We start from the raw sequence: 24,851 nt of genomic DNA on the forward strand, positions 1-24,851 counted from the left end.
GAGCTGCTTTTACATATAGTTTAGTTCGTAGAATCAAAGTAAAAAGCTATTGGAGTATTTAGGGGTAAGGCCTATAAACGTTTACCTGTCCGATGAAAGTTTACGGCTTATTTACGATGATATTCGGAAGGATTGCTTTCTTTGGTATTCACTTGGTGTAAGATTGGTCTCTTTTTTGAAGGCCTTGTTGAAAGTAACCTTGTTATTGTATCCAACTTCGTAAGCAATATCTATAATATTGAAGTTTCTATTGTTGTCATTGTTCAAAATCTGCTTGGCCTCATGGATTCTATAGGTATTGATCAATTCATGAAAACTCATATTAAAATGTTCATTGATTACCTGTGAGGCATTATGTCTTGTCGTATTTAGACTTTTTGCAAGTATCTCTAGATTAATATTACTTTCCTTGTATATTTTCTCTTCGTTGAACAATTGAATCAATTGTGTTTTGAGTTCATTGGATAGACTCTGGGTGAGGCCTGATTTTTCATATTTTAAACTGAGTTTATTGTTCGCGACGAAATTCCAATTGAAAACGTTGGGTTGCACATTGGCGATATAACCTACGTATATGACCATGCTGGACATACACGCAATTTGAAAATGATAGAAAAAACCGGACGAAATATGATTGCTGATCAAAGCCCCATAGATGGCATAGCTGAGAATATAAAAGAAGTGTATACCAAATACATTCTTTAACCAAGCTCTATGTTCTTTAGGATAATCCACATTTTTTCTACTCGAGAGGTATAGTTTTCGTATGAAATACCCGTAGATGACCAAAGAAGCCAATTTTAGACTTACGATCAGGCCTACATATACAGAATCTGCCGGATTGTAGTTTTTACTGGCATTGCCCAACATAACAGCCAATTTTTCATCTTTGGTGAGCGCATAAATGGGGACAATGTAGATGAGGAAAAGTAAGGTTGGAATTAGATGTAAAACATCTTTTTTTCTAAAGGTATATTGTAAAGTTACCCGTTTAAAGTAGAAATATAATAGGGGTCCATACAAAAATGAAAATGAAGTGGACATAAGATAAGAGTGAGGGAATTGGTATTGATAATTGGTAATATTCAAGCAAATATGGAGAATGAAAAAGGAATGTATAAAGATAAAGGCACCAATCAGAATCTTGGAAATGTTTTCAATTCTTTTATTTAAACTAAGTGTTATGGTGATAAAAAAACCAATGAGTGCCACCCAAAAATAGATAAAGGAAATAATACTGAAATTGGGCGTATATTTTTTAACCACTGCCTTGAATTCCTTTGAATCTTTGATGGGGTCAAAGGCATCATCCATTAAAATAGTAGTGTCAAATTCAGTCAAAAGATATTGATCAATATAAGCTATGGATCTATTTGGGCTGTTCAGCGCGGCATAACAGAATGCCAACTTTTTAAGTACGGGAATTTGATAGAGTTCAGGATTTTTCGCAATTTTCTCATAAGCTTTTGCAGCTTCGAGATAGTTTTGCGTATGATAAAGACTATCGGCTTTTGCCAACTGCAAATTTGAATCTGCATATATCTCCACAGTGCTATTGAAAATACCCTTGGGAAAGGAAGCATTGGCTGGTACGGAAAAACATACAAATAGCAGTAAAGTGATTATTACTCCCTTTTGCATTTGTTTGATTTGATTGATGAATTAGCAATGAAAAATTAATGATTATTTCGAGCAGACCCTCTTAAAATTATCACAAAAAGAGTAAGCCCCGATAATAGCTTACCCTTGGAAAATAAAATAAAAGTATTTTTCAATACTATTGATTCTTTATGGGAGCAAATGGGTTGAAGTATTTTTAGTAAGCAATTTATGTGCACAAAAAAAACCGGCGCTCCCACCGGTTTTAAACTAACTAACTCAAAAATTAATAATTCAAAATAATATTTGTGTAAATTACTTTCAATTATGCCAAGAAGTTAGGCCAATATCGGTAATTTGTGTTTGTCATGAATATATAGTACTAACGATAATAATTGTTATTTATTGTCCTTTAATAAGAAATGTAGTATAACAACGAATACTTGTTAGCCTAACGCTATATTGCACAGCACTTTAAAGATAGAAAAAATATTTGTAAAGACTACGCTTTATCGAAAATTTAATCTTGTAGTGCAAATACTTTTTTGAGGACAGCAGTGGTTCGAGAAGATACTTTTGTCCTGATTTCTTTTTCTTCTACAGCAATCATAGTGAACACGCCTTTCAATGCTTCTTGAGTGACATAGTCTGTTAAATCCGGATTCACATTTTTGGTCAATGGAATAGCATTGTATTTATTGATGAGGTTGTTCCATATTTTATCTGCACCTACCTTTTTAAAGGAATTATTGATGACAGGATTGAATTTTGCGTACAATTGCTTGTCCGTTTTGGCCGTGAGATATTGCGTAGCAGCATCGTCATTTCCCAAAAGTATTTTTTTGGCATCGTCAAAAGTAATCTCCTTTACGGCATTCACAAAAATGGGAGTGGCCTCACTAACGGCATCTTCGGCAGCTCGGTTCAAAATTTTCAAGCCTTCGTCGGCTAAGTTGCCAAGCCCAATATCACGTAAGGTTTTGTCTACCTTCTGAAGTTCTTGGGGAAGCAATATCTTGGTCAATTCATTCTTGAAAAAGCCATCTTTCTGTGTAAGGGTACTTACCTGTTTATCTATTCCTTTATTCAAGGCTTCTCGTAGTCCCTGGGCTATTTCGGTATTTCCTACGGGAACTCCCTGGGGAAGTTGATTCACAACTTGCTGCAATCCATCGCAGGCAAAACATTGAAAAATAACCAGTAAAACTAAAATTCTTTTCATTTTGGGGTATGTTTAAAGTTTAGGTAAAGTTACTGCTATTGTAGGGATTTGTCCTAAGAAAAAATAACGGTCTTATTGTTGTAGACCATTGTCTTGCGTTCCAAATGGAGTTTCACGGCCCTGGAAAGTACAATTTTTTCCAGATCGCGGCCTTTGGCAATAAGGTCTTTAATACTGTGGGAATGGGATACAGTAGTAACGTCCTGTTCAATAATGGGGCCTGCATCCAAATCTTTTGTAACGTAATGACTGGTAGCTCCAATAATTTTTACCCCCCTTTCAAAAGCAGCATGATAAGGTTTTGCTCCGGCAAAAGCAGGAAGAAAAGAATGATGGATATTTATAATGTTATTCCGGTATTGATCAATGATTTTAGAAGTAACAATTTGCATATATCTTGCGAGTACAATAAAATCTACCTGGTATTGTTTCAAAATTTTAAGCTGTTCATCTTCGGCTTGGGCTTTTGTGTCCTTGCTCACGGGAATATGGTAAAATGGAATTTGGAATTGTGCCGCAATTCCCTTCAAATCATTATGATTACTGATAATGAAAGGGATTTCAACATGAAGTTCACCAGAATTAAACCTACTTAAAATATCATATAGGCAGTGGTTGTATTTAGAAACAAATAAACCCATCTTAGGTTTGTTTTCGTACTTGTGAATGCTCCAAGCCATTTGATAGGGCAACGCCATTCTTTGCTCAAATTCTGCCTTAAAATTTTCCAGAGAAGTTGTGGCTGTATTGAAATCACTTTCCAATCGCATAAAAAATATACCGGAAGCCTCATCAACATGTTGATCCAAATAAACAATATTACCACCGTAGGAGTGAATAAAACCGGTAACCGAATGAATAATACCATAAGTATCGGGACAATGTATAAGTATAATTGCTTTCAAAATGACAGGTTTAAGCCGATAAAATTAGAATATTAATGGCCAGAGGGGACTATAGTTTAATATTTTTATAAAATTCTAATTGCATCCCTTTCTTTTTTGCATTTTCCGTAAATTGCGCCGATAAAAATGTTGTTTTTTTACAGATGGAACAAACAAAACCGTATACCCCTAAAAATAAAGTAAGAATTGTAACTGCAGCGTCCCTGTTTGATGGGCATGATGCGGCCATCAATGTTATGCGCAGAATCATACAGTCTACCGGAGTTGAAGTCATTCATTTAGGACATGATCGCAGCGTAGCGGAAGTTGTGGATTGTGCAATTCAGGAAGATGTAAATGCCATTGCAATGACTTCCTATCAAGGCGGACATAATGAATATTTTAAGTACATGTACGATCTGTTGCAGGAAAGAGGCGCTGGACATATTAAAATTTTTGGAGGCGGCGGTGGTGTAATCCTGCCAAAGGAGATAGAAGACCTGATGGATTACGGTATCACGCGGATTTACTCTCCCGATGATGGAAGAAAATTGGGCTTACAAGGCATGATCAATGATCTGGTTCAACAAAGTGATTTTCCAGTACCGGCTTTGACGCTTAAGAAGGACGAATGTTTAGGAGATGCCCTGAAACAAAAAGAGGTTAATGCCATTGCCCGATTAATTAGCCTGGCAGAAAATAGACATGATGAATTTGAAACTCATTTTTCAAAAATCACCAAGTCTGAAGCTAAAGTACCTGTTTTGGGAATCACAGGAACTGGGGGTGCCGGTAAGTCTAGTTTGGTGGATGAATTGGTTCGAAGATATTTGATCGATTTTCCAGAAAAAACAATAGGCTTAATTTCTGTAGATCCGTCAAAACGAAAAACGGGAGGAGCTTTGTTGGGAGATCGAATTCGAATGAACGCTATCAATAATGATCGTGTGTATATGCGCTCCTTAGCGACGCGACAATCCAATTTGGCACTTTCCCAATATGTAGGCGAGGCCCTTGAAGTCCTTAAAGTAGCCAATTTTGATTTGATTATTTTGGAGACTTCGGGAATTGGCCAGTCCGACACGGAAATTATAGAACATAGTGACATATCCTTGTATGTGATGACTCCAGAATTTGGTGCGGCAACGCAACTGGAGAAAATAGATATGTTGGATTTTGCAGATTTGGTGGCCATCAATAAATTCGATAAAAGAGGCGCATTGGATGGTTTACGGGATGTAAAGAAACAATATGTCCGCAATCATGGGCTTTGGGATATTGATCATGACGAACTTCCCATTTTTGGAACAATTGCGTCACAATTTAATGACCCCGGAATGAACAGATTGTATCGTTCCGTTATGGATACCTTAATTGAAAAAACAGGAGCTGATCTCCACTCCACTTTTGAAGCGACCTTAGAGAAAACCGAAAAAATATTTGTCATTCCCCCGGCCCGAACACGATACTTGTCGGAAATTGCAGAAAATAACAGGGCCTATGACGTTAAAGCAGCTTCCCAAACGGAAGTGGCCCAGCGTTTATACGGAGTATTTCAAACCATATTATCCGTAGTCAAAGTAGGGAAGGAAAGTCAAGAAGCCTTACTTTCAACCAAAGGAGTTGATAATGAAGAAATTCTGAAAATGGCGAAATCAGAAGAGGATATCCCTTTTCTAAAGCTATTGATCAACGAATTTGATCGTGTAAAAATGGACCTTGATCCTTACAATTGGGAAATTATTTTACATTGGGAAGCTAAAATTAAACGCTATAAAGACCCCGTATATACTTTTAAAGTAAGAGGAAAGGAAATTCATATTGATACACATTCCGAATCATTGTCCCATCTGCAGATTCCAAAAGTTGTACTTCCCAAGTATAATGCTTGGGGCGATGTGCTCCGTTGGAGCCTTCAAGAAAATGTTCCCGGGGAGTTTCCATATACCGCAGGTTTATATCCTTTTAAGAGAACTGGGGAAGACCCTACAAGGATGTTTGCTGGGGAAGGTGGACCAGAACGGACCAATAGGCGTTTTCACTATGTAAGTTTGGGAATGCCCGCAAAAAGACTATCCACGGCATTTGATTCTGTGACACTCTATGGGAACGATCCAGGGCATCGCCCGGATATCTATGGGAAGATAGGAAATGCAGGGGTGTCCATATGTTGCTTGGACGATGCCAAGAAATTATATTCCGGATTTGACCTTAGTAATCCGATGACTTCAGTGAGTATGACTATCAATGGGCCTGCACCGATGCTATTAGGGTTCTTCATGAATGCCGCCATTGATCAAAATTGTGAGAAATACATTAAAGAAAATGGCCTAGAAGAAGAAGTAACTGCTAAAATTAATGCCATTTATACGAAAAGTGGGGCAGAAAGACCGCAGTACTTAGGAGAATTGCCTGAGGGCAATGACGGTTTGGGATTAATGCTCCTTGGGGTTACTGGAGATCAAGTGTTGTCCAAGACGGTTTATGATACGATCAAACTAAAAACTCTTAACCAAGTCAGGGGAACGGTACAGGCCGATATCTTAAAAGAAGATCAAGCGCAAAATACTTGTATTTTTTCTACCGAATTTGCTTTGCGGTTAATGGGAGATGTACAGGAGTATTTTATTCAAAAAGAGGTGCGGAATTTTTATTCGGTTTCCATATCTGGATACCATATTGCAGAAGCAGGGGCCAATCCTATTACACAATTGGCCTTTACCTTATCTAACGGATTTACCTATGTAGAGTATTATTTGAGTAGGGGAATGGATATCAATAAATTTGGCCCCAACCTTTCTTTCTTTTTCTCCAATGGAATAGATCCAGAGTATGCTGTTATCGGAAGGGTTGCTAGAAAAATATGGTCTAAGGCATTGAAACACAAATACGGAGCAGACCCCAGAGCGCAGATGCTGAAATATCATATCCAAACCTCTGGACGAAGTCTGCATGCCCAAGAAATAGATTTTAACGATATACGTACAACGCTACAGGCCCTGTATGCCATTTATGACAATTGTAACTCCTTGCATACCAATGCGTATGATGAAGCGATAACGACGCCTACAGAAGAATCTGTACGAAGGGCTATGGCCATACAATTGATTATCAATAAAGAATTGGGCTTGGCCAAAAATGAAAACCCTTTACAGGGATCATTCATTATAGAAGAGTTGACGGATTTGGTAGAAGAAGCCGTGTTATTGGAGTTCGATAGAATTACAGAACGTGGAGGAGTCCTTGGTGCTATGGAAACCATGTACCAACGCTCCAAAATACAAGAAGAGAGTCTGTACTATGAAACCTTGAAACATACTGGGGAATTCCCCATAATTGGCGTAAATACATTTTTGAGTTCCAAAGGTTCGCCTACGGTATTGCCCGCTGAGGTAATACGGGCTACAGAGGAAGAAAAAATGGCACAAATATCCACTTTGGAAAATTTACACCAAAGAAATCAGGAAGACACCGATGCTAAATTGTCCCAATTACAGAAAACGGCCATTGAAAACGGAAATATTTTTGAAGAACTTATGGAGGTAACCAAGAGCTGTTCTTTAGGACAAATTACCAGTGCGCTTTTTGAAGTAGGGGGACAGTATAGACGAAATATGTAAGCAAATGCCATTGAACTAAGACAGCGTCGCAAGTGAAATGTGCAATTTGCTTATACTGAGCGAAGCCGAAGTATATTTTAATGAGGTGATAGGTGTTTTATGCCATTGAACTAAGACAGCGTCGCAAGTGAAATGTGCAATTTGCTTATACTGAGCGAAGCCGAAGTGTATTTTAATGAGGTGATAGGTGTTTTGTGCCATTGAACTAAGACAGCGTCGCAAGTGAAATGTGCAATTTGCGTATACTGAGTGAAGCCAAAGCGTTTTTTGATAAAGGGGCTACGCCTTGTGACGAATTAAAATTGCAAACAAAATCCATGGTTATAGTATAAACCCTATATGTTGTTCATATAGGGTTTTTTGTATATTCGGTCATTACTTTTTGAGTCAGCATAATCGTAATAACTCTCGGGAAATGGGGATAAGGGAATTTTAATCTCTTTGTTTAGGTGCGCCCTGTGTTGACCAATTAGCCCATACTGGACCCATCATTACTTTGGATGGATTTTTTCCAGGAAATAAATGACTTTCTAAAGCCATTAACTTCATTGCGAAGGAGGTTCAGATATTCTTTCTCCTTGACACCATCTTTCTCCAAGCCATTGCAATATGAAAGTATATTTTGCGTAATGGTATTGATAAATCGAACACTTCTCAGACGAGTTGCATAAGATTCAGAGCATTCTGCCTGTGCAATATTTTGAGGAATAAGAATGGCATCTGTAATTAAAGCGTCTGCAATATTATCCCTAAGGCTATTGGATTGGTATAATTTTAAAAAGTCTTTATTGTACGATACATAAGCGGCAATCTCCCGGCTCATTTTGCACAGCGCCAAGGACTTCATATAGACCGGAATAGTTCGTAAATTTTTATAAGACATCTTGTGAATACTCTATAAGTTTAATAGACTATAAAAATACGTTAGTTTTGGCTTTTTCTGCTTTTGATTTAAAAGAGAATTATTATTTTAGCTTTAAATACTAAATTTTTAAATCAAAATAATTTTGAATATAAAGATTGATGATTTGAATTGGAAAATCTTGCACTGTCTTCAAGAAAATGCAAGGGAATCTTTTGCCAATATCGGTAGGAAAGTGGGCCTTACATCTCCTGCCGTGGCCGAGCGGGTAAAGAAAATGGAAGATGCAGGTATTTTAACAGGATACAAGGCCGTAGTTTCCCATACGGAAGCGGGGTACCAGTTAAAAGCCATCATTACCTTACGTGCATTCATGGGAAAATTAAAGCCCTTTTTGCAAAAGGTAAGCACTTTTAAAGAAGTGGTAAATTGTCATAGAATTACAGGGAATGAAAACATTATTATGCAGGTAGTCCTTAAGGATCAATTTCATCTAGAACAATTTATAGATAAATTAATTCAATATGGGGAAGCAAGAACCCATATTATTTTGTCGGATGTGATTTCCGATGCCCCTATTGAAAAAAGAGAGATGTCTTAAGATTTTGACTAACTTTAGTCGATTCATTTAAACCATTTACTTCATGTTCTATACGTTGGAATATACCGTTACGGCCCTAGTTTGTTTAATTACCGCTGTAGTGATTCAACGCATCTATCACAAAGAAAAAAAATCCAATGCCCAGGCTCAGGAAATTAAGGGCATTATGTGGTTTGGATTGGCTATTTTTACATGGGGTATTGGAGGACTTTTTAATTTGATTATGGTCACTGGTTTTCAATGGCCCCCTACCCATAAAGTGCTTATTTATTTTGGGGTTCTCATATCCCTATTGAATTCCTTTTTTATTCTCTTGTCGCTCCCATCCATTGAACACGGTGGTAAAAAGAATATTGTAATTCAATTGGTGGAACGCTTTTCGGAACGTGAGTTTTTTATGATTTTTGGGGGAATACTAGTGATGCTGGCGATAGTTTTTGTAACACTGTCCTACAGCGGGGGCGGAATAGATAATGCCTTAATTTGGCTCATGGATATCCCTATCTCTGTTGTAGTGGCCTTTGCCCTGTTAAATGCCCTGAACAAGGCATTTTCCAATAGGAAAATGCGATTTATGTTCCTTCCCAGTATGGCATTGTTTATTTTGATTCTAATTGCGGTCACTCATCGTATTGTGCCCCAAGACAATATTCCTCTCTTGATGGAACCATCGGCCTGGAGTGTATTGGGTACGGTAACGGCAATTTCATTTAAGTTTTTATTTATTCTCCTTTTTTCGATCTTACTGTACAGCTGGAAATTTTTAGCCCAAAAAGAAGAACAACAAGGACAATTGGAAATCGTCAACGCAGAAAACCTTGTTTTAACCAAACGAATCAAACAGTTGGACATCGCCAATGAAAGTCATTTAGATACCATTGAACGCTTATCACGTGAGCTTTTAGACTTAAAAGAGGCCACTAAAATTGAACTTTCTGATCGACAAAAAGAAGTTTTAGGGAATTTGGGCCTATGGGGGATGCAAAAATCATACACGGAGATAGCTGCTGAAATGCATATTAGTGTGGACGGTTTTCAAACCCATATCCATCAAATCAAGAAAGTACTGAATATTAGCGGAAGCGAAGGAAAAACGCAGCTGATACAGTATGCCAAGGACCATGAGCTTTTACAGTACGCTACCATCAAAAAAGGATGATATTCCCAATAGGTTAAGCATATACGTAACCTAAGTTCCTTTAAATTTTCAATACTGTGTAACCTTTACTTCCATTGCGAGAAAAAGCAACTTTGAATCCAAATCAAATTATTGGATATGAGGTGTATAGCGCTATTTTCTGTCATTATGGAATTCCCCAAAAACCTATCGATAACTGAAGGCTGGGACAAAACTATAAATCAAACTTTTGAAAAAGCCACTTCTTGGTTTGTAGATGCCATTTTTGCCGAGATACCGCTTACAGGAACCTTGGGTATCCCTTGGGTACTGATCATATTAATCGTAGGCGCCAGCTTTTTTAGCTTGTATTTTAAGGGAATCAACCTAAAAGGTATTGGAACTTCTATACGAGTGATACAAGGAAAATACGATGATCTGGAAGAAAACAAGGCTAGTGGCCATGAAAAAGAGACCACAGGGGAAGTTTCTCATTTTCAAGCATTGACTGCTGCATTGTCCGCTACCGTAGGCCTTGGAAATATAGGGGGTGTGGCCATTGCCCTGTCCATAGGAGGGGCGGGAGCTACCTTTTGGATGATTCTCGTGGGTTTTTTGGGAATGGCATCCAAGTTCGTAGAATGTACTTTGGGCGTAAAATATAGGGAGGTAGATGCAGAAGGAACCGTATATGGAGGACCAATGTATTACCTTAAAAAAGGGTTTCAGGAAAGAGGATGGGGAAAGTTGGGAAAGCTTTTGGCAGTCATCTTTGCCATCATGTGTATTGGAGGGTCTTTTGGAGGGGGCAATATGTTCCAAGTGAACCAGGCTTTTCAGTTGTTTGAGTATGTAACTGGTGGAGAAGAGAGCTTTATATATGGTAAAGGTTGGTTATTTGGGTTGGTCATGGCTGTTTTTGTTGGCATTGTGATTATAGGGGGAATTAAGAAAATAGCCAAGGTCACAGACAAAATAGTTCCGGCAATGGTAGTACTTTATATTCTTGCCGTATGTACCATACTAGTCATCAATTTTAGAGAAATCCCCAATGCTTTTATGGCCATCATCAATGGCGCATTTAGTCCGGAAGGAATCACTGGAGGTTTCTTGGGAGTTATGATTCAAGGGTTTCGGCGTGCCGCATTTTCCAATGAGGCGGGGATAGGTTCTTCTTCTATAGCACACTCCGCCGTAAAGACCAAATACGCGGCTAGTGAAGGCTTGGTGGCCTTGTTGGAACCTTTTATAGATACGGTAGTAGTGTGTACCATGACAGCTTTGGTATTGGTCATTACAGGGCAAATCGTAGTGGGTGCTGAAATTTCGGATGCACAGGGGGTAGTTTTAACGGCAAATGCCTTGGAAAGCGGCATTTCATGGTTTCCATATCTTTTGTCCTTGGCCGCTATTTTATTTGCTTTTTCTTCAATGATTTCCTGGTCGTACTATGGCTATCAGGCCTGGTCTTATCTCTTTGGGCGAAAACGCTCGGTGGAATATCTCTATAAAAGCTTATTTTGCTTCTTTGTCATTGTTGGAGGTGCAGCGAGCCTGAATGCAGTCACTGAATTCTCTGATGCCATGATATTTGCGATGCTGGTACCTAATATGATTGGTCTTTTTGTTCTTTTACCTGTGGTAAAACAAGAATTGCAAAAGTACAGGAAAGCTATTCGTTTATCGGAAAAGAAAGTCCGTTAACCAATTGTATGTCAGACTCCTCCATAGGCTAATAAATTAATGTTATATTTAGAGACACTTATGAAAGTTGCTAGCTTTGAAAAAGATTGTTTTTATTGGAATGGTACTATGTACCTATTTAACTTCTGCCCAAATTATTGTGGAACAGAATCGGACGGTAGAAGAACTGGTTCGGGACGTGCTGGTGAACAGTAGTTGTGCCACGGTCAGTAATTTTGTTTCGTTTACCGGAGATGCTTCGGGTATCAATGGTATTGGTTATTTTAATGCAAATGGTTCTAATTTTCCCTTTGAGGAAGGTATACTGCTTTCTACCGGTAGTGCTAGGAATGCACCGGGCCCTAATGTAGGCATTATTTCTTCGGGTTCGGAAGCTTGGGTTGGGGATGATGACCTAAGAAATATCACGGGAACGTCAAATCTATTCAATGCCTCCTTTATTCAATTTGATTTTGTACCTCAGGCGAGTCGTATGAGTTTCAACTTTATTATGGCCTCTGAAGAATACTTGGAAAATTTTCAATGTAATTTTTCCGATGTTTTTGCCTTTATTTTAACTGAGCCCAATGGGGAACAACGGAATTTGGCCTTGATTCCCGGTAGCGATCAACCGGTGAGTGTTACTACGGTCAGACCTGGAGTTCCTGACAATTGTCCTCCTGAAAATGAAGATTTTTTTGCAGGCTTAAATCCGGTCAATTCTCCTACGGATTTTGCGGGTCAGACTGTAGAATTGCAAGCTTCGGCCATTGTGGTTCCTGGAGAAACCTATACCATAAAAATGGTCATCGCCGATAATGCGGATTTTGCCTTTGATTCCGGTGTATTCCTAGAAGGAGGAAGTTTTTCCATTGATGTGGATTTAGGGGAAGATCGAATAGTATTTAACGGTAACCCGGTATGTATTGGAGAAGATACAGTATTGGATGCCACGGAGGTTGGTGCACAATCGTATACATGGTTTGTGGATGAAGTGGAAATGCCGCAGTATAGGGATATGCCCGTTATTTCGGTAAGTGAAACGGGGGTGTATCGTGTGGAAGTGGAGTTTTCAAGTATCTGTATTTCCAATGGAATGATAAATTTGGAATATGTTGCTCCTCCTGAAATCGCTAGTCCGCCAGAAGATATCATTGCTTGTGATTTTGATGGGGATGGAAGTGAAGTTTTTGATTTGTCCAGTAATATTCCTTTAGTTTTAGGAACACAGGATGATCGTATTTATACCGTGGATTTTTATGAAAGCATGGAGGATTTAAATGCAGATCAAAATGCAATTTCCAATCCGGAAACCTTTGTGTTCGGTGAAAGTACCAAAACAATATATGTACGGGTAAGGGCAAATGACACCTGTATTGCAAGCGCTTCTTTTGTCATAAACCTGAATGCTTTGGAAGGAGAGTTCAGTTTGCCCGAGACACACATGCTCTGTATCGGGGAAGATGGTTTGCCGAATGGGGAGCTTAGTTTAATAGATACCCAATTGCTTGAAAGTGATTATGATTTTGAATGGTATTTTGATACGGTAGCCCCGGAAAATAGAATTAATGGAGCTATAAGTTCTTCCATTAGGGCAGATAGGGTAGGAAGATATGTTGTAGTTTTGACCAATAGGGATATTGGTTGCAGTTTGGAATTATCCACTAGGGTCAACGGTATTTTTCCGCCAGTGGTTTTTGAAGTGGATATTGTTTCGGAGCTTTTTGTGGAAGCAAATGCTATTCGTATTCGCGCCGAAGGGGAAAGCACCTATGAATTTAGTGTAGATGACGAACCTTTTGTTGAAAACCCTGAATTTAGGAATCTTGCTCCGGGAACACATACGGCCTTCGTAAGGGATGTTGAGCAATGTACAACCTTGTCCCAAGCCTTTACGATTGTGGATTTTCCGCGATTTTTTTCACCTAACGAAGATGGAATCAATGATCAATGGAATATTGTAGGCTTGGAAGAAATTGAAAATCCCGAGATTACCATTTTTGATCGATTTGGTCGGTTGTTGTTTCAAATTTCAGGGAATACGGGCTGGGACGGAACCGTTCGAGGAAGAAGAATGCCCGAAAGTGATTATTGGTTTAGGATATCGTATTTGCAGGAAGGTGTTCCTAAAGAATTCAAAAGTCATTTTTCATTAAAAAGATAGTTTTCTATTTTTATAAATAGAATGGGAGAGATGTGATACTATATTTCTTTAAGAATAGTTTAATTATCTTTTTCTCTTAAAATTTTGAAACCCGTAAGGGCATAGGTAGCTTTGTTATGGGAATGATGAAGCAATACATCATTCGAAAGTATTGAATTAAGCCTACTTGAAACATAGGAAAGGTAAATGTTACAAGTGGGTTAAAAATATGGGTCGGCTCCTTTCAAATGTTGTAACTTTAAGGCATATCATTTTTGGCTAGATTTTTGATGGAATACATCTTATGAGAAAACTATTACCACCGCTTCTTTTTACGATCTTCTTTTTTGTAAATAGCATTTCTGCGCAACAATTGACCCTTAAAAAAGGGATGATAATGGATAAAATAGCTATCCCCAATGATAGTCTCCAGGAGCATTATTCGTTATACTTGCCTTCGACTTTCGATACGGCAAAGAAATGGCCTATTCTCTTTGTTTTCGATTTAAACGGAAAGGCGAAACAGGCCTTGGGCGTCTACAGGGAAGTGGCAGAGAATAACGGATATATTTTAGCAGCATCCAACAATGTCAATGATAGTTTGTCTACCGCCCAAAATATTATCATTGCCAATAGAATGATCAATGCAGTAAAAGATGTCCTTCCGCTTCATAATAATAGACTGTACGCTTCAGGCTTTTCCAATGCTGGTAAGTTTTCTTCCATAATTCCCATTTTTATTAAGAACGTAGAAGGTGTTATTGCCATAGGGAGTGGTAACTTAAATGCAGAAATTCTAAATGCAAAGAAACCCTTTCATTTTATTGGCCTCGTGGGGGAAGAGGATTTTAGGTTCCCTGAGATGTTGACTTTGGAAAAGACCTTGAATAGCTTAAAATTTCCCAACCAACTATTGCGTTACGATGGAGGTCATAAATGGCCTGAAAAAAAACACCTAAATCGTGCATTGAAAATATTAACCTTGTCTGCAATGGCCAAAGGTTTTGTAGCATCGGATTCCACATTTATACGAAAAAGTTATCAAGAAGATATAGAGGAGATGGAGGCGTTGGTCACTAACAATAAGATGCTCCAGGCCGAGGATATTTTGGAAGATATGTTAGAAATATACCGACCACATCAAAGCGTGGATGCCTTGAAGTTACGAAGACGTGAATTGCGTAAAAATAAGAGTTATCGAAGTTTAAGAAGAAGCGAAAATGCCGTTCTTTTCAAAGAATCTTTTATCAAAGAAGATTATTTCTATTCTATAGATGAAGATGTCTCTACCTATAATTTCAACAATTTGGGGTGGTGGAACTATCAAATGGCCGAACTTAAAAAGTACCAAGAAAGTCCGGAGATTGCCGTAAAAAAAATGGGCAAACGCCTCTATGGGTATGTGAATGCACTCACCGAAGATAATATTGAGGCCTTGCAAGCAGAAAAAAAGATGGACGAAGAAGGGATTCTCTTTCTATGGATGTTAAAAACCATCATTGCGCCCAAAGAATACCAATACTATTTAAATGTCATTTCGTTAAGTGCTAAAGTCGGTGATGATGACACTACATTGTTTTATTTAGAGGAGTTGCTGAAGAATGGTTATACCGATGTAGATTCCCTCTATGCGTTGGAACATACTACTTTGATTAAAATAGGACCGGAGTATAACAAAATTATAGACACTTATTTGAAGGCCGCTAGATATCCTACTGAGGAATAACTAAATGAGGTACGGTCGTCAAATCCCAATCAATCACAAGCCCTTTGGCCAAGGATTCCGTAATTTCCTTTCCGTAAAGGTATTCACATAAATAGAGGGCCGCTTCAAAGCTTTTTGCTCCTCCTGCCGAAGTAATGTATTTCTGATCGTGAACAAATAAGACACTATCCTTTACCTTTAATTGCGGAAATTTCTTTTTGTAGGCTTCAATGTCGCTGGGAAAAGTAGTAGAGGTCACCTGATCTAATATCCCTGCTTTTGCCAAAACAAAAGCGCCATCGCAATGCGAAGTCATAAACAAAGCCTCTTTATCGACCTCCTTGATAAAATCGATCAGCACTGTGTTTTCCAAATCGCTGTCCAAATGATGTTCGGCACTGGGTACGACCAAAATATCTATTGGAGGTAGGTTGTCTTGGGTATAATCAAAATCGGGAAGAATGCGAAGGCCTTCAAAAGTAGTTATAGGGTCTTTGGTGTCCGCCACCGTAAAAGTGTTCATGGCCTTAATGTTCTTTCGGTACTGCGTATGTTGAAAAATATCATATGGAGCCGTAAATTCGGTATTATAGGTGCCATCCATGATCAAGAAAGCCACATTGTAGCGATTGGGTTCCAAGGGAATGGCTATTCCCTTTTCTGATTCGTTTATGGGAGTTGCTTCCTTTTTTTGGTTACAAGCAGAAAGACTGAGAAAGACAATCAGGAGCAATGGTATATTTTTCATTTAAAACGAGGTTTTGTATTTAAGGCTTTTCTAAGATATAAAAGTAAGCAAATACTAAACAAGCAAAGAACGCCAATACCATACCATGTAGCAATATATCCGAAATTCGCTATAGATCGCATCCCGCCATTATGGGCAAAGATATGGGCGGTTGCGAAAGCAATACTGTATAGTCCCATATATTCTCCCAAGTTGCCCCGTTTGGATCGATCCATGGCCAAGGTATTGGAAAAAGGAAATGCAATCATTTCCCCCAAGGTCATCAACAACATTCCAATAAGAAGTACTCCTGTCCAAGAAGAAAGATTTAGGATGACAAAACTCAGTCCCACTAAGGCAAAACCAAAGATGATCAATAGCATTTTGGACCAGTTCTTTCTCTCCAAATATTTGATTAAAGGCATTTCCAGAGCAAAAATGAGAAAACCATTCATCGCCAATAGTAGACCAATACGATCTTCGCTTAAAAAATGGATGTCCTTGTAATAGATGGGAACTGTGGAAAAATATTGTACAAAGGCAGACCCAAACAGTACCATGGCAAAGATGAATATCAGATAGGGGATATCCGTATAGGCCGATTTGGGAGCCGTATTTTTAGTAACTTCAATTTCTTTCGCTTTTTTAGGATGCAGTATAAACAGCAAAAGAATTCCTGCTACAACACAAGTACTTCCATCTGTCCAGAAAAGACCCTCATAACCCATATGAGCGATAATAACACCACCAAGAGCCGGCCCAGCAGAAAAGCCTAAATTGATGGCCAAACGTATCAGTGTTATTGATCTTGTTCTGTTTTCAAGTTTGCTGTAGGCGTCTAAGGCAACGTAGGAAGCAGGTCTAAAAGCATCTGCAGCAATCATCAAAATAAAAACGCCAAGGCATACAGGCCACAATCCATCTAGAAATTGTAGGGACATAAAGAGCAGCCCGGTTAGGACTAAACTCAAAACCATAATTTTATAATAGCCAAAAAGATCGGTCAGTTTTCCCCCGATCCAAGCTCCCACCAGAGAACCCAATCCAAAGCAAGTCATGACCGCTCCGACGTTTTCCGGACTAAAATCTAAATCTTCTTTGAGATAAAGAGATAGAAATGGAATTACCATGGTACCAGCTCTATTGATTAAGGTAATCAAAGCCAACCACCAAACTTCGGGAGATAGTCCTTTAAAGGAATCCAGGTAATTAAGATATAATTTCTTCATTTGGTTTTTTGTAAAAAAAAAAGCCCTGGCGAAGACGACAGGGCTTTTTTAGTATTATTAAAATCAATTTAACAACAACAGGGAACCCATCGTATAGGATACACATTCGTCTTTGTAAAAATTGATAAAACTTGCATAATTGGATTTTCTTGAGTGTAAAGCTAATCAAAAAAATGGGATATTGTATTTTTGAAAGGAGAATGTTAAAATAAAAAAGCGTATCGAGCTATGGGAAAAATAAAACCGGACTTAAATGTCTTTCAATTTGGCAAGACGACCCTGAAAATACGGAAGATCTATATTTTGATATTTTATAGTGCTGCTTTTCTGATCATGGCTTGTGGAGAGCAACGGAAATACCATGATACTGCAGAAGAAGCCATAGAAGAATCCCCTATAAGTGCTATTAACGATATTCTGAAGTTTCAGAGAGATCTTAATAAAACCTTTAAAGATCCAAAAACATCCCCATTGCCCGATCGCTATCGGAAGAATTTTGAGGGGCTGGATTTTTTTGCCCCAGATACCAATTATGTCGTAACAGCCACCTTGGTGCGCACTCCCAATGCTATTCCTTTTATGATGCCTACCACAACCAATGACCAATCTAGGGAAGTCGTGTATGGAGTAGCCCATTTTGAACTAAAGGGGAAGGCCTATCAATTGGAGATATACCAAAGCCCTGAGCAAAGTAAAGAGGAAGGGTATGAAAACTATCTTTTTCTTCCTTTTTTAGATCAGACCAATGATAACCAAACCTATGCAGGTGGGAGGTATATTGATCTTGAGATTCCGAAAGGAGCGCATATTCAGATTGATTTTAACAAAGCTTATAATCCCTACTGCGCATATAATAAAAAATATTCTTGCCCCATAGTTCCTAAAGTGAACGACTTAAAAACGGAGATTAAGGCAGGTGTTAAAGATTTCAACAAAAAATAAAAGACCCCTAAAGCAATAGTGCTCTAGAGGTCTTCTTATTAAGAATCAACAATGTCTTGTTTTAGAAGGAATAAATTGCAGCAACCAAGAAGGAAGATAAACTGGCACTTGGCGCAAGGTCATTATCAAAGAAAGGCTCAAAATCGTCGCTCCATGAATCCAGGCGTATTTCAGGTTTAACGATCAAATTGTCATCTATAACAATGTTTCCTGTTAGGGTAAGGGCAAAAACACTGGGTAAATCGTCAACGGCATCTGCATGTGCGCCAAACAATTCTCCTCTTAACCCAATTTTGAAGGTGTCTGAAGTTGCCAATTGCGGATATAGGGCCACTCCTGAAAAACCGTCACCATCGTTATCTGCATAGGCTGCATTGATTCCAAGATAAAAAGTATCCGTAATATCAAAACCTCCGGTATAATCGATCTCGAAACCTAAATTGGCTTCATTATCATAATACAGGTTGAGGTATTGTCCGGAATATCCCAATTGTAATCCGGCAGCGTAGTTCCCGGTTAGGTTGTTGTCTACATCCGTAACATTGATGAAAGCCAGCATTAAAGAGAAATCCCCTCCAAGATCAAAATCGGCTTTTATACCCGTATGGGAGAAAGGACCGCTTGAAAATAAATAAGAAGTACTATAGTTAAAGTTAGCTGCAGGTGCAATAACCTCATACCCTAAAAAAGTATTGAATCGCCCAACGGTAAGTTTTGTGTTTTCGCTTACATTCCAATACGCATACAATTGGTTAATATTTAATCCAGTAATGGCTTGCACTCCACGGGGACCAAAAACAAGATCGGCTACCGCACCTGTTTTTTCACCCTCATAGGCCGCTATTACATTGGCAAAGCCAAGGGCAAAGCCAGTTTGGTTTGCAAAAGACGTTCCTGGGGCCAATGCTTCATCACCGTTATCGCCAAAAATGGCTCTATCAGTGGCACTTAGATTTGTTCTGTAATACGCATCTACACTTCCTGATACAGTTACTTTTTTCTTTTCTTCTTCAGCAGGAGCATCCTGAGCAATACTTGTGAAGCCCGTAAAAAGTAATAAGGCCAATAGTACTGATTTTTTTATGTAATTTGTGGTCGTAATCGTTTTCATAAATCTGTTGAATTTAGATATCCCTCCGAAGGAATCTGTTATTTAATGCTATAGGTTTAAAATGAAAAGGTTATAGAACGGAGCATTTTGCCGAATGCTCCGTTTGTTATTTTTATTCGTTAATTCTAAAGTCAGGATATGCATCCATTCCATGCTCGTGAAGATCCAATCCTTCCAATTCTTCTTCTTTGGAAACTCGGATTCCAGAAATTTTCTTTAATGAGAATATGATGATAAATGCCGTAATACAGCAGAATGCTCCGGTGGCTCCAATACCTGTCAATTGGTAAATCAATTGTTCTCCCCCGGCTTTGCTGCCAAAAAGGCCTACAGCAAGGGTACCCCAGATACCACAAATTAAGTGAACGGCTATGGCTCCTACGGGATCATCCAATTTTAGCTTATCGATCAATGCTACCCCTAAAACAATAATGATACCGGCAAGAAGACCAATCACAACTGCTTCATTGGGACTCATGAGGTCTGCACCAGCAGTAATTCCGACCAAGCCACCTAATATTCCATTAAGGAACATGGTAAGGTCAAAGTTTTTATAGAGTATTGTGGAAAGAACAAAGGCGCCAACACCTCCTGCTGCTGCTGCAAGACAGGTAGTTACCAATACCAGTGATGTTCCTTCTGGGTCTGCGGAGAGTACGGAACCTCCGTTGAATCCGAACCATCCTAACCATAGAATGAGGACACCTCCCGCAGCTAAGGGAATGTTGTGCCCGGGAATGGCCTTAGGTTTGCCATCCTCGCCGAATTTACCGATACGAGATCCTAATAAATAAACGGCGATTAAAGCGGCCCATCCGCCAACGGAATGTACTAAGGTTGAACCGGCGAAGTCATGAAAACCAGCTTCTTTTATGGTTTCTCCGGCAGAATTAACTTCGTTTCCCAAGGTAGACAAGAAGCCACCTCCCCATTGCCAAGATCCTACGATTGGGTATATAAAGCCAACGTAGATAATGGTAAAGACCATGAAAGGAACCAATTTAATACGCTCGGCTACGGCTCCTGATACAATGGTGGCTGCTGTTGCGGCAAACATTCCTTGAAAGAGGAAGTCGGTCCACCATGTATATCCTCCATCGGCATATTCTGGTGTCATTCCATTTTCTGGAGCTCCTATTCCTGGAACAATTCCACCGATATACCCGTTAAATTCTCCTGGGTACATTAAGTTAAAACCAAATGCATAATAGAGGAGAAGCCCTACACATATGATGAATACGTTTTTAAATAAAATATTGATTGTGTTTTTCTGACGTGTAAGTCCGATCTCTAGGAAAGAGAATCCCATGTGCATAAAAAACACTAGGGCCGTACATACCATCATCCAAACATTATTCGCTGTAAATAATCCTGCGTCCATTTCTTAAGTATTAGTTAGTTTTTGTATGAGTTAGTTGATTCCTGCGTGACCATTTTCTTTGGTTCTGATTCTGTATGCATCGATAATATCGGAGACAAAGATTTTTCCATCCCCCACATTGCCGGTGTACGCAGCTTCCAAAATGGCATTCACCGTGCGTTCCAGAAATTCATCGGATACCACAATGGATAAATACCTTCTCTGGATGTCTGTAGTGCTATAGGAAATTCCACGATATACGTGACCTTGTTTTTCGTTGCCTACACCAGTTACATCCCAGTAACTGAAAAAGTTAACTTCGATTTCGTGCAATGCTTTTTTTACATCGTCGAATTTTGATTTTCGAATAATCGCCTCAATTTTCTTCATAATTAATTTGTTGATTATGTGGTAAATATATGTTAAAAGAAAGTTAACCGGCAAAAAATGAGGGGGGTGTTATCTAATTTTTATGTTATTGTTAATTTTACCCCTATTATTTTAGGGGTATTTCTTTTTTAAATTATAAAACTGAAAATTTGATGATAAATTTAGAAAAGGTTATCGTTGAAAGGAGAAGCCAAAAAAATTGAGTTATAGGAAATATCGCGACAACACTAAGGAAAAAAGTGTGTAGAAAAGAAGGGAAAGAAATATGGATGCTTTAGAGGGCTTTGGCCAACCATAATCCTAAGGATACGGCCAGTATTCCAACAACGATACTAATAATGGTATATAAGGCAAAATGGAATATATCACCAGACTTGAGCAAACTGTGATTTTCAAAGGCGAAAGTAGAAAAAGTAGTAAATCCACCGCAGAAGCCAGTAGCTAATAATAGAATTTGATTTTGACTAAGGTAATTCCCTTTATAAGATAGTCCCAATATAAGACCAATAAGCAAGCAACCTATACTATTGGCTAAAAAAGTCCCGAGAAAAAAACTGTTGAACGTTGTATTGAAAGTTTTACCGAGGGCATAACGCAGGACGCTACCAATACCACCACCTAAAAAAACGAGAAGGAATTGTTTCATACTATAAAAGTATAAAACTAAACTGCTTTTTTGTATTTCGCGGTGTTTAAATCAATAGGATAGATTTTTGTCGAAGCGTTGGATAAGGTTTTCATGCTTTCCTTTACCACTTTCGATGAGCGAATAGCATTGAATGCCAATAAGATGACATTTACACTAATCAACACTGCCAGTAATCCTAAAAAAGTGACCATACATCGGATTTATAATACTATAACGCAAAAGTACGTCTTTTCTTATACTGTAGAATAAAAAATAAAGATTTGTTGTGAAATGACGAATTTTTGTGGTGAAAGCGTTTTTTTTGTTAATTTTTAAGGATATACTTAATAATGAAAAGGACAATTATGAAAATTATAAATGTTATCCCAATCCATTTAACACCTTTGTAATTTTTTGAGTGCAGTTTTTTATCTTTTTTATAAGAAAAGGCGATAATTAAAATAAAAGCAACAACAAAAAGTCCTGCAAAAATCATTTGTCCCAGACTGAACATATTTCCTATTTTTACGCAAAGCTAATTTAAAAAAAGATAAAAATTACTAGATGAAAAGTAAACTTGACGCAGTAGCGCTTTTTCATAAATCATTTGGGCTTGGAGTTTCCCAGGAACAACAAGCAGATTTGGGTGAAAGCAAAAATATGTTACGCTTTAATTTAATGGATGAAGAGAACAAAGAGTACCTGGAAGCAGCCAAGGCGAATGATATGGTGGAAGTAGCGGATGCTTTGGGCGATATGCTCTATATCCTATGTGGAACCATTCTGGAGCATGGCATGCAGTACAAAATTGAGGAAGTCTTTGAGGAAATACAGCGCAGCAACATGAGTAAACTTGGTGCCGATGGAAAGCCTATTTATCGGGAAGATGGAAAAGTTTTGAAAGGACCCAACTATTTTAAACCGGATATTGCTACGATATTAAAAAAATAAAAAGCCCTGCTCTTTTGGAGCAGGGCCTTGTTTTTCTCTCACAATAGCGTGCTTATACTTTAAAACGCCATCCATATTTGTCTTCCGACCGATTATATTGAATATCGGTGATTCGTTTTTTGAGTAATGTGGCATAATTGTCTTCCAATTCTGGTAAATCATAGTCCGTTCCCTTAAAGCCAAAACCGGCAATAGGAGAGATGACAGCAGCAGTACCGGCGCCAAACATTTCCTTTAATGAACCATTTTTCGCAGCTTCCACGACCTCTTGTACCGTAATTTTACGGACTTCGGTATGGATTCCTTCATCTTCGGCGATTTCCAATAAACTCTTTCTTGTAATGCCATCTAAAATACGATCGCTGGTAGGCCCTGTTATTAAAGTGTCATTGATGCGAATAAAAATATTCATTGCCCCTGCCTCTTCAATATATTCATGGGTATTGTCATCGGTCCATATTACTTGGTTGTATCCTTTTTCAACCGCAAGTTGTGTTGGATAGAACTGTCCTGCATAATTTCCTCCGGTTTTGGCATATCCTACACCACCATTGGCAGACCTGGAATATTTCTCTTCGATCAATACTTTTACCTTTCCAGAAAAATACGCACCAGAAGGAGCACAAGCAATAATAAATTTATATTCATCGGCAGGAGAGGCGTGGAACCCTGTCCCAGTCGCAATCATAAAAGGTCTAATATATAAGGAACTGCCTTCTGAAGTTGGAATCCAGGCCGAGTCTAATTTTAATAGTGCTCTTAGGCCCTCTAAAAAGTATTCCTTGGGGAGTTCCGGCATAGACATTCTGCTCGCAGAAATATTCAAACGCTCTAAATTATCTTCTGGTCGGAACATCCAGATATGGCCATCTGCATCTTTATAGGCTTTCATGCCTTCAAAAATAGATTGTCCATAATGAAATATTTTGGAAGACGGTTCCAAGGTAATGGGCTGGTAGGGAACAATTTTTGGAGCTTCCCAGGTCCCGTTCTTGAAATCACAGACTACCATATGATCGGCAAAAACATTTCCAAAGGAGAGATTGTCAAAATCTACTTGATCTATTTTTGAAGTGGTAGTTTTTTCAATACTCAAATTGGGTGTTAATGTATCCATGTATAATTATTTAGAAGATTAAAATTAAGAAATTATCACAAGAATAATTTTCTTATACTTTTGCAAAAATAAGCAGTTTTCATTGGAAGCTCGAATTTTTGTCATATTAGTGCGGTTTTAACACAATAGTTGTGTTTCTTGTGTGATAATTGCGAAAAAAGATGAAGAAAAAAAGCCTTTTAAGGACGCATGAAGGTGTAGATAGAAAAAAGCAATACCTTGGATAAGGCAAGGAGCAATATTTTATGGAAAGAGAAATCATAACTACAGCAGATGGGTCCAAGACCATTCAACTAAAAGATTGGGGAGAACAGTACCATTCCAAACATGGCGCCGTACAAGAAGCGTATCATGTCTTTATTAAAAATGGACTGTCCTTATTCAAAGACCAATCCGTTGCCCTATTGGAAATCGGTTTTGGTACAGGCTTGAATGCATTGATTAGCTGGATAGAATCCGAAAACTATGGGTTGGAAATACAGTATACTGGAGTAGAGGCATTTCCAGTGTGCAAAGAAGAAATTCAAGAATTGTCGTATATCACTACTTTGGAAGCCGAATCCTATAGAGCTGGGTTTGAAAAAATGCATGGAGAAGCTTGGGGAGCTGAAATTATTCTCTCTGAAAAATTTAAGATACTTAAGCAAAAGAGGGATTTTAAAGACATAAATGACCAAAACTTGTTTGATCTTATCTATTTCGATGCTTTCGGTGCCAGGGTGCAACCGGAACTTTGGACAGAAGGCATTTTTCAAAAAATGTTCAAGGCCCTGAGAAATAACGGAATTTTAGTGACATATTCGGCAAAAGGCAGTGTAAGGAGGGCTATGCAAGCTGTTGGTTTTAATGTGGAACGACTGCCAGGACCTCCCGGAAAGCGAGAAATGTTACGGGCAACGAAGAAAGTACTTTAATTCTAAAACAAACTTAAATTATAACATAACATTTATGTTTTATTAA

Annotated in this window: 21 protein-coding genes; 9 read left to right on the plus strand and 12 right to left on the minus strand. The window is 38.4% G+C overall.

Features of this window, described 5'->3' with window-relative positions; all coding sequences use genetic code 11:
- Positions 1-111: 111 nt before the first annotated feature.
- The 3 genes from ACEXOE_RS19140 to purU form a co-directional block, all read right to left on the minus strand.
- Positions 112-1,641, minus strand: a complete 1,530-nt coding sequence (locus ACEXOE_RS19140) for a helix-turn-helix domain-containing protein (protein ID WP_394750465.1) — start codon at positions 1,639-1,641, stop codon at positions 112-114.
- Between the two features lie 478 nt (positions 1,642-2,119).
- A complete protein-coding gene (locus ACEXOE_RS19145) occupies positions 2,120-2,821 on the minus strand; it encodes a DUF4197 domain-containing protein (RefSeq protein ID WP_394750466.1) in 702 nt (233 codons plus the stop codon).
- Between the two features lie 53 nt (positions 2,822-2,874).
- The gene (purU, locus tag ACEXOE_RS19150) at positions 2,875-3,726 is read right to left on the minus strand and encodes a formyltetrahydrofolate deformylase (RefSeq protein WP_394750467.1); all 852 of its coding nucleotides are present in this window, start codon (positions 3,724-3,726) and stop codon (positions 2,875-2,877) included.
- Between the two features lie 143 nt (positions 3,727-3,869).
- On the opposite strand from purU, the gene ACEXOE_RS19155 reads away from it, so the two are divergent.
- Positions 3,870-7,325, plus strand: coding sequence for a methylmalonyl-CoA mutase family protein (locus ACEXOE_RS19155; protein WP_394750468.1), 3,456 nt, complete (start codon positions 3,870-3,872; stop codon positions 7,323-7,325).
- Between the two features lie 469 nt (positions 7,326-7,794).
- Here ACEXOE_RS19155 and ACEXOE_RS19160 read toward each other — a convergent pair whose 3' ends face one another.
- On the minus strand, positions 7,795-8,208 hold the full coding sequence (locus ACEXOE_RS19160; protein ID WP_394750469.1) for a hypothetical protein: 414 nt from the start codon (positions 8,206-8,208) through the stop codon (positions 7,795-7,797).
- A 124-nt stretch (positions 8,209-8,332) separates the two neighbouring features.
- Between ACEXOE_RS19160 and ACEXOE_RS19165 the strand changes: the two genes are divergently transcribed.
- From ACEXOE_RS19165 to ACEXOE_RS19185, 5 genes are all read left to right on the plus strand, one after another.
- Complete coding sequence (locus tag ACEXOE_RS19165; protein WP_394750470.1) at positions 8,333-8,788, plus strand: Lrp/AsnC family transcriptional regulator; 456 nt, start codon at positions 8,333-8,335, stop codon at positions 8,786-8,788.
- A 43-nt stretch (positions 8,789-8,831) separates the two neighbouring features.
- Positions 8,832-9,947 carry a response regulator transcription factor gene (locus tag ACEXOE_RS19170; RefSeq protein WP_394750471.1) on the plus strand — a complete coding sequence of 372 codons (1,116 nt, stop codon included), beginning with the start codon at positions 8,832-8,834 and terminating at the stop codon, positions 9,945-9,947.
- Positions 9,948-10,064: 117 nt separating this feature from the next.
- A complete protein-coding gene (locus tag ACEXOE_RS19175; protein ID WP_394750472.1) occupies positions 10,065-11,609 on the plus strand; it encodes an alanine/glycine:cation symporter family protein in 1,545 nt (514 codons plus the stop codon).
- A gap of 76 nt (positions 11,610-11,685) precedes the next feature.
- Positions 11,686-13,752 carry a T9SS type B sorting domain-containing protein gene (locus ACEXOE_RS19180; RefSeq protein WP_394750473.1) on the plus strand — a complete coding sequence of 689 codons (2,067 nt, stop codon included), beginning with the start codon at positions 11,686-11,688 and terminating at the stop codon, positions 13,750-13,752.
- 283 nt (positions 13,753-14,035) lie between these two features.
- Positions 14,036-15,457 (plus strand): alpha/beta hydrolase, encoded by a 1,422-nt coding sequence (locus ACEXOE_RS19185; protein ID WP_394750474.1) that lies wholly within the window; start codon positions 14,036-14,038, stop codon positions 15,455-15,457.
- On the opposite strand, the gene ACEXOE_RS19190 is transcribed toward ACEXOE_RS19185, so the two are convergent.
- Together ACEXOE_RS19190 and ACEXOE_RS19195 are read right to left on the minus strand one after the other, a co-directional pair.
- The gene (locus ACEXOE_RS19190; protein WP_394750475.1) at positions 15,444-16,184 is read right to left on the minus strand and encodes a DJ-1/PfpI family protein; all 741 of its coding nucleotides are present in this window, start codon (positions 16,182-16,184) and stop codon (positions 15,444-15,446) included. The two genes, ACEXOE_RS19185 and ACEXOE_RS19190, sit on opposite strands and share 14 nt — an antisense overlap.
- A complete protein-coding gene (locus ACEXOE_RS19195) occupies positions 16,181-17,392 on the minus strand; it encodes an MDR family MFS transporter (RefSeq protein WP_394750476.1) in 1,212 nt (403 codons plus the stop codon). Before ACEXOE_RS19195 ends, ACEXOE_RS19190 begins: the two co-directional genes overlap by 4 nt.
- A gap of 228 nt (positions 17,393-17,620) precedes the next feature.
- On the opposite strand from ACEXOE_RS19195, the gene ACEXOE_RS19200 reads away from it, so the two are divergent.
- Positions 17,621-18,334 (plus strand): DUF1684 domain-containing protein, encoded by a 714-nt coding sequence (locus ACEXOE_RS19200; protein WP_394750477.1) that lies wholly within the window; start codon positions 17,621-17,623, stop codon positions 18,332-18,334.
- Between the two features lie 61 nt (positions 18,335-18,395).
- On the opposite strand, the gene ACEXOE_RS19205 is transcribed toward ACEXOE_RS19200, so the two are convergent.
- From ACEXOE_RS19205 to ACEXOE_RS19225, 5 genes are all read right to left on the minus strand, one after another.
- A complete protein-coding gene (locus tag ACEXOE_RS19205) occupies positions 18,396-19,445 on the minus strand; it encodes an outer membrane beta-barrel protein (RefSeq protein WP_394750478.1) in 1,050 nt (349 codons plus the stop codon).
- A 112-nt stretch (positions 19,446-19,557) separates the two neighbouring features.
- Positions 19,558-20,826 carry an ammonium transporter gene (locus tag ACEXOE_RS19210; protein ID WP_394750479.1) on the minus strand — a complete coding sequence of 423 codons (1,269 nt, stop codon included), beginning with the start codon at positions 20,824-20,826 and terminating at the stop codon, positions 19,558-19,560.
- A 30-nt stretch (positions 20,827-20,856) separates the two neighbouring features.
- Entirely contained in the window at positions 20,857-21,195 is a 339-nt protein-coding gene (locus ACEXOE_RS19215) for a P-II family nitrogen regulator (protein WP_394750480.1), read from the minus strand.
- Between the two features lie 274 nt (positions 21,196-21,469).
- Positions 21,470-21,841, minus strand: a complete 372-nt coding sequence (gene crcB / locus ACEXOE_RS19220) for a fluoride efflux transporter CrcB (RefSeq protein WP_394750481.1) — start codon at positions 21,839-21,841, stop codon at positions 21,470-21,472.
- A gap of 17 nt (positions 21,842-21,858) precedes the next feature.
- Positions 21,859-22,035, minus strand: a complete 177-nt coding sequence (locus ACEXOE_RS19225; protein WP_394750482.1) for a hypothetical protein — start codon at positions 22,033-22,035, stop codon at positions 21,859-21,861.
- A gap of 352 nt (positions 22,036-22,387) precedes the next feature.
- On the opposite strand from ACEXOE_RS19225, the gene ACEXOE_RS19230 reads away from it, so the two are divergent.
- The gene (locus tag ACEXOE_RS19230) at positions 22,388-22,774 is read left to right on the plus strand and encodes a pyrophosphohydrolase domain-containing protein (protein WP_394750483.1); all 387 of its coding nucleotides are present in this window, start codon (positions 22,388-22,390) and stop codon (positions 22,772-22,774) included.
- 52 nt (positions 22,775-22,826) lie between these two features.
- On the opposite strand, the gene ACEXOE_RS19235 is transcribed toward ACEXOE_RS19230, so the two are convergent.
- Positions 22,827-23,891 (minus strand): branched-chain amino acid aminotransferase, encoded by a 1,065-nt coding sequence (locus ACEXOE_RS19235; RefSeq protein ID WP_394750484.1) that lies wholly within the window; start codon positions 23,889-23,891, stop codon positions 22,827-22,829.
- A 245-nt stretch (positions 23,892-24,136) separates the two neighbouring features.
- On the opposite strand from ACEXOE_RS19235, the gene mnmD reads away from it, so the two are divergent.
- The gene (mnmD, locus tag ACEXOE_RS19240; RefSeq protein ID WP_394750485.1) at positions 24,137-24,805 is read left to right on the plus strand and encodes a tRNA (5-methylaminomethyl-2-thiouridine)(34)-methyltransferase MnmD; all 669 of its coding nucleotides are present in this window, start codon (positions 24,137-24,139) and stop codon (positions 24,803-24,805) included.
- Positions 24,806-24,851: the final 46 nt, after the last annotated feature.

Source organism: Spongiimicrobium salis, assembly GCF_043678055.1.
GTDB lineage: Bacteria > Bacteroidota > Bacteroidia > Flavobacteriales > Flavobacteriaceae > Spongiimicrobium > Spongiimicrobium salis.

Excerpts from the sequence above, each read along its gene's own strand:
- ACEXOE_RS19185 (WP_394750474.1), top strand. The coding sequence starts at position 14,036 with ATGAGAAAACTATTACCACCGCTTCTTTTTACGATCTTCTTTTTTGTA.
- ACEXOE_RS19190 (WP_394750475.1), bottom strand. The coding sequence starts at position 16,184 with ATGAAAAATATACCATTGCTCCTGATTGTCTTTCTCAGTCTTTCTGCT.
- ACEXOE_RS19215 (WP_394750480.1), bottom strand. The coding sequence starts at position 21,195 with ATGAAGAAAATTGAGGCGATTATTCGAAAATCAAAATTCGACGATGTA.
- crcB (WP_394750481.1), bottom strand. The coding sequence starts at position 21,841 with ATGAAACAATTCCTTCTCGTTTTTTTAGGTGGTGGTATTGGTAGCGTC.
- ACEXOE_RS19155 (WP_394750468.1), top strand. The coding sequence starts at position 3,870 with ATGGAACAAACAAAACCGTATACCCCTAAAAATAAAGTAAGAATTGTA.
- ACEXOE_RS19170 (WP_394750471.1), top strand. The coding sequence starts at position 8,832 with ATGTTCTATACGTTGGAATATACCGTTACGGCCCTAGTTTGTTTAATT.
- mnmD (WP_394750485.1), top strand. The coding sequence starts at position 24,137 with ATGGAAAGAGAAATCATAACTACAGCAGATGGGTCCAAGACCATTCAA.
- ACEXOE_RS19235 (WP_394750484.1), bottom strand. The coding sequence starts at position 23,891 with ATGGATACATTAACACCCAATTTGAGTATTGAAAAAACTACCACTTCA.
- ACEXOE_RS19195 (WP_394750476.1), bottom strand. The coding sequence starts at position 17,392 with ATGAAGAAATTATATCTTAATTACCTGGATTCCTTTAAAGGACTATCT.
- ACEXOE_RS19210 (WP_394750479.1), bottom strand. The coding sequence starts at position 20,826 with ATGGACGCAGGATTATTTACAGCGAATAATGTTTGGATGATGGTATGT.
- ACEXOE_RS19140 (WP_394750465.1), bottom strand. The coding sequence starts at position 1,641 with ATGCAAAAGGGAGTAATAATCACTTTACTGCTATTTGTATGTTTTTCC.
- ACEXOE_RS19200 (WP_394750477.1), top strand. The coding sequence starts at position 17,621 with ATGGGAAAAATAAAACCGGACTTAAATGTCTTTCAATTTGGCAAGACG.
- ACEXOE_RS19175 (WP_394750472.1), top strand. The coding sequence starts at position 10,065 with ATGAGGTGTATAGCGCTATTTTCTGTCATTATGGAATTCCCCAAAAAC.
- ACEXOE_RS19145 (WP_394750466.1), bottom strand. The coding sequence starts at position 2,821 with ATGAAAAGAATTTTAGTTTTACTGGTTATTTTTCAATGTTTTGCCTGC.
- ACEXOE_RS19205 (WP_394750478.1), bottom strand. The coding sequence starts at position 19,445 with ATGAAAACGATTACGACCACAAATTACATAAAAAAATCAGTACTATTG.
- ACEXOE_RS19160 (WP_394750469.1), bottom strand. The coding sequence starts at position 8,208 with ATGTCTTATAAAAATTTACGAACTATTCCGGTCTATATGAAGTCCTTG.
- ACEXOE_RS19230 (WP_394750483.1), top strand. The coding sequence starts at position 22,388 with ATGAAAAGTAAACTTGACGCAGTAGCGCTTTTTCATAAATCATTTGGG.
- ACEXOE_RS19225 (WP_394750482.1), bottom strand. The coding sequence starts at position 22,035 with ATGGTCACTTTTTTAGGATTACTGGCAGTGTTGATTAGTGTAAATGTC.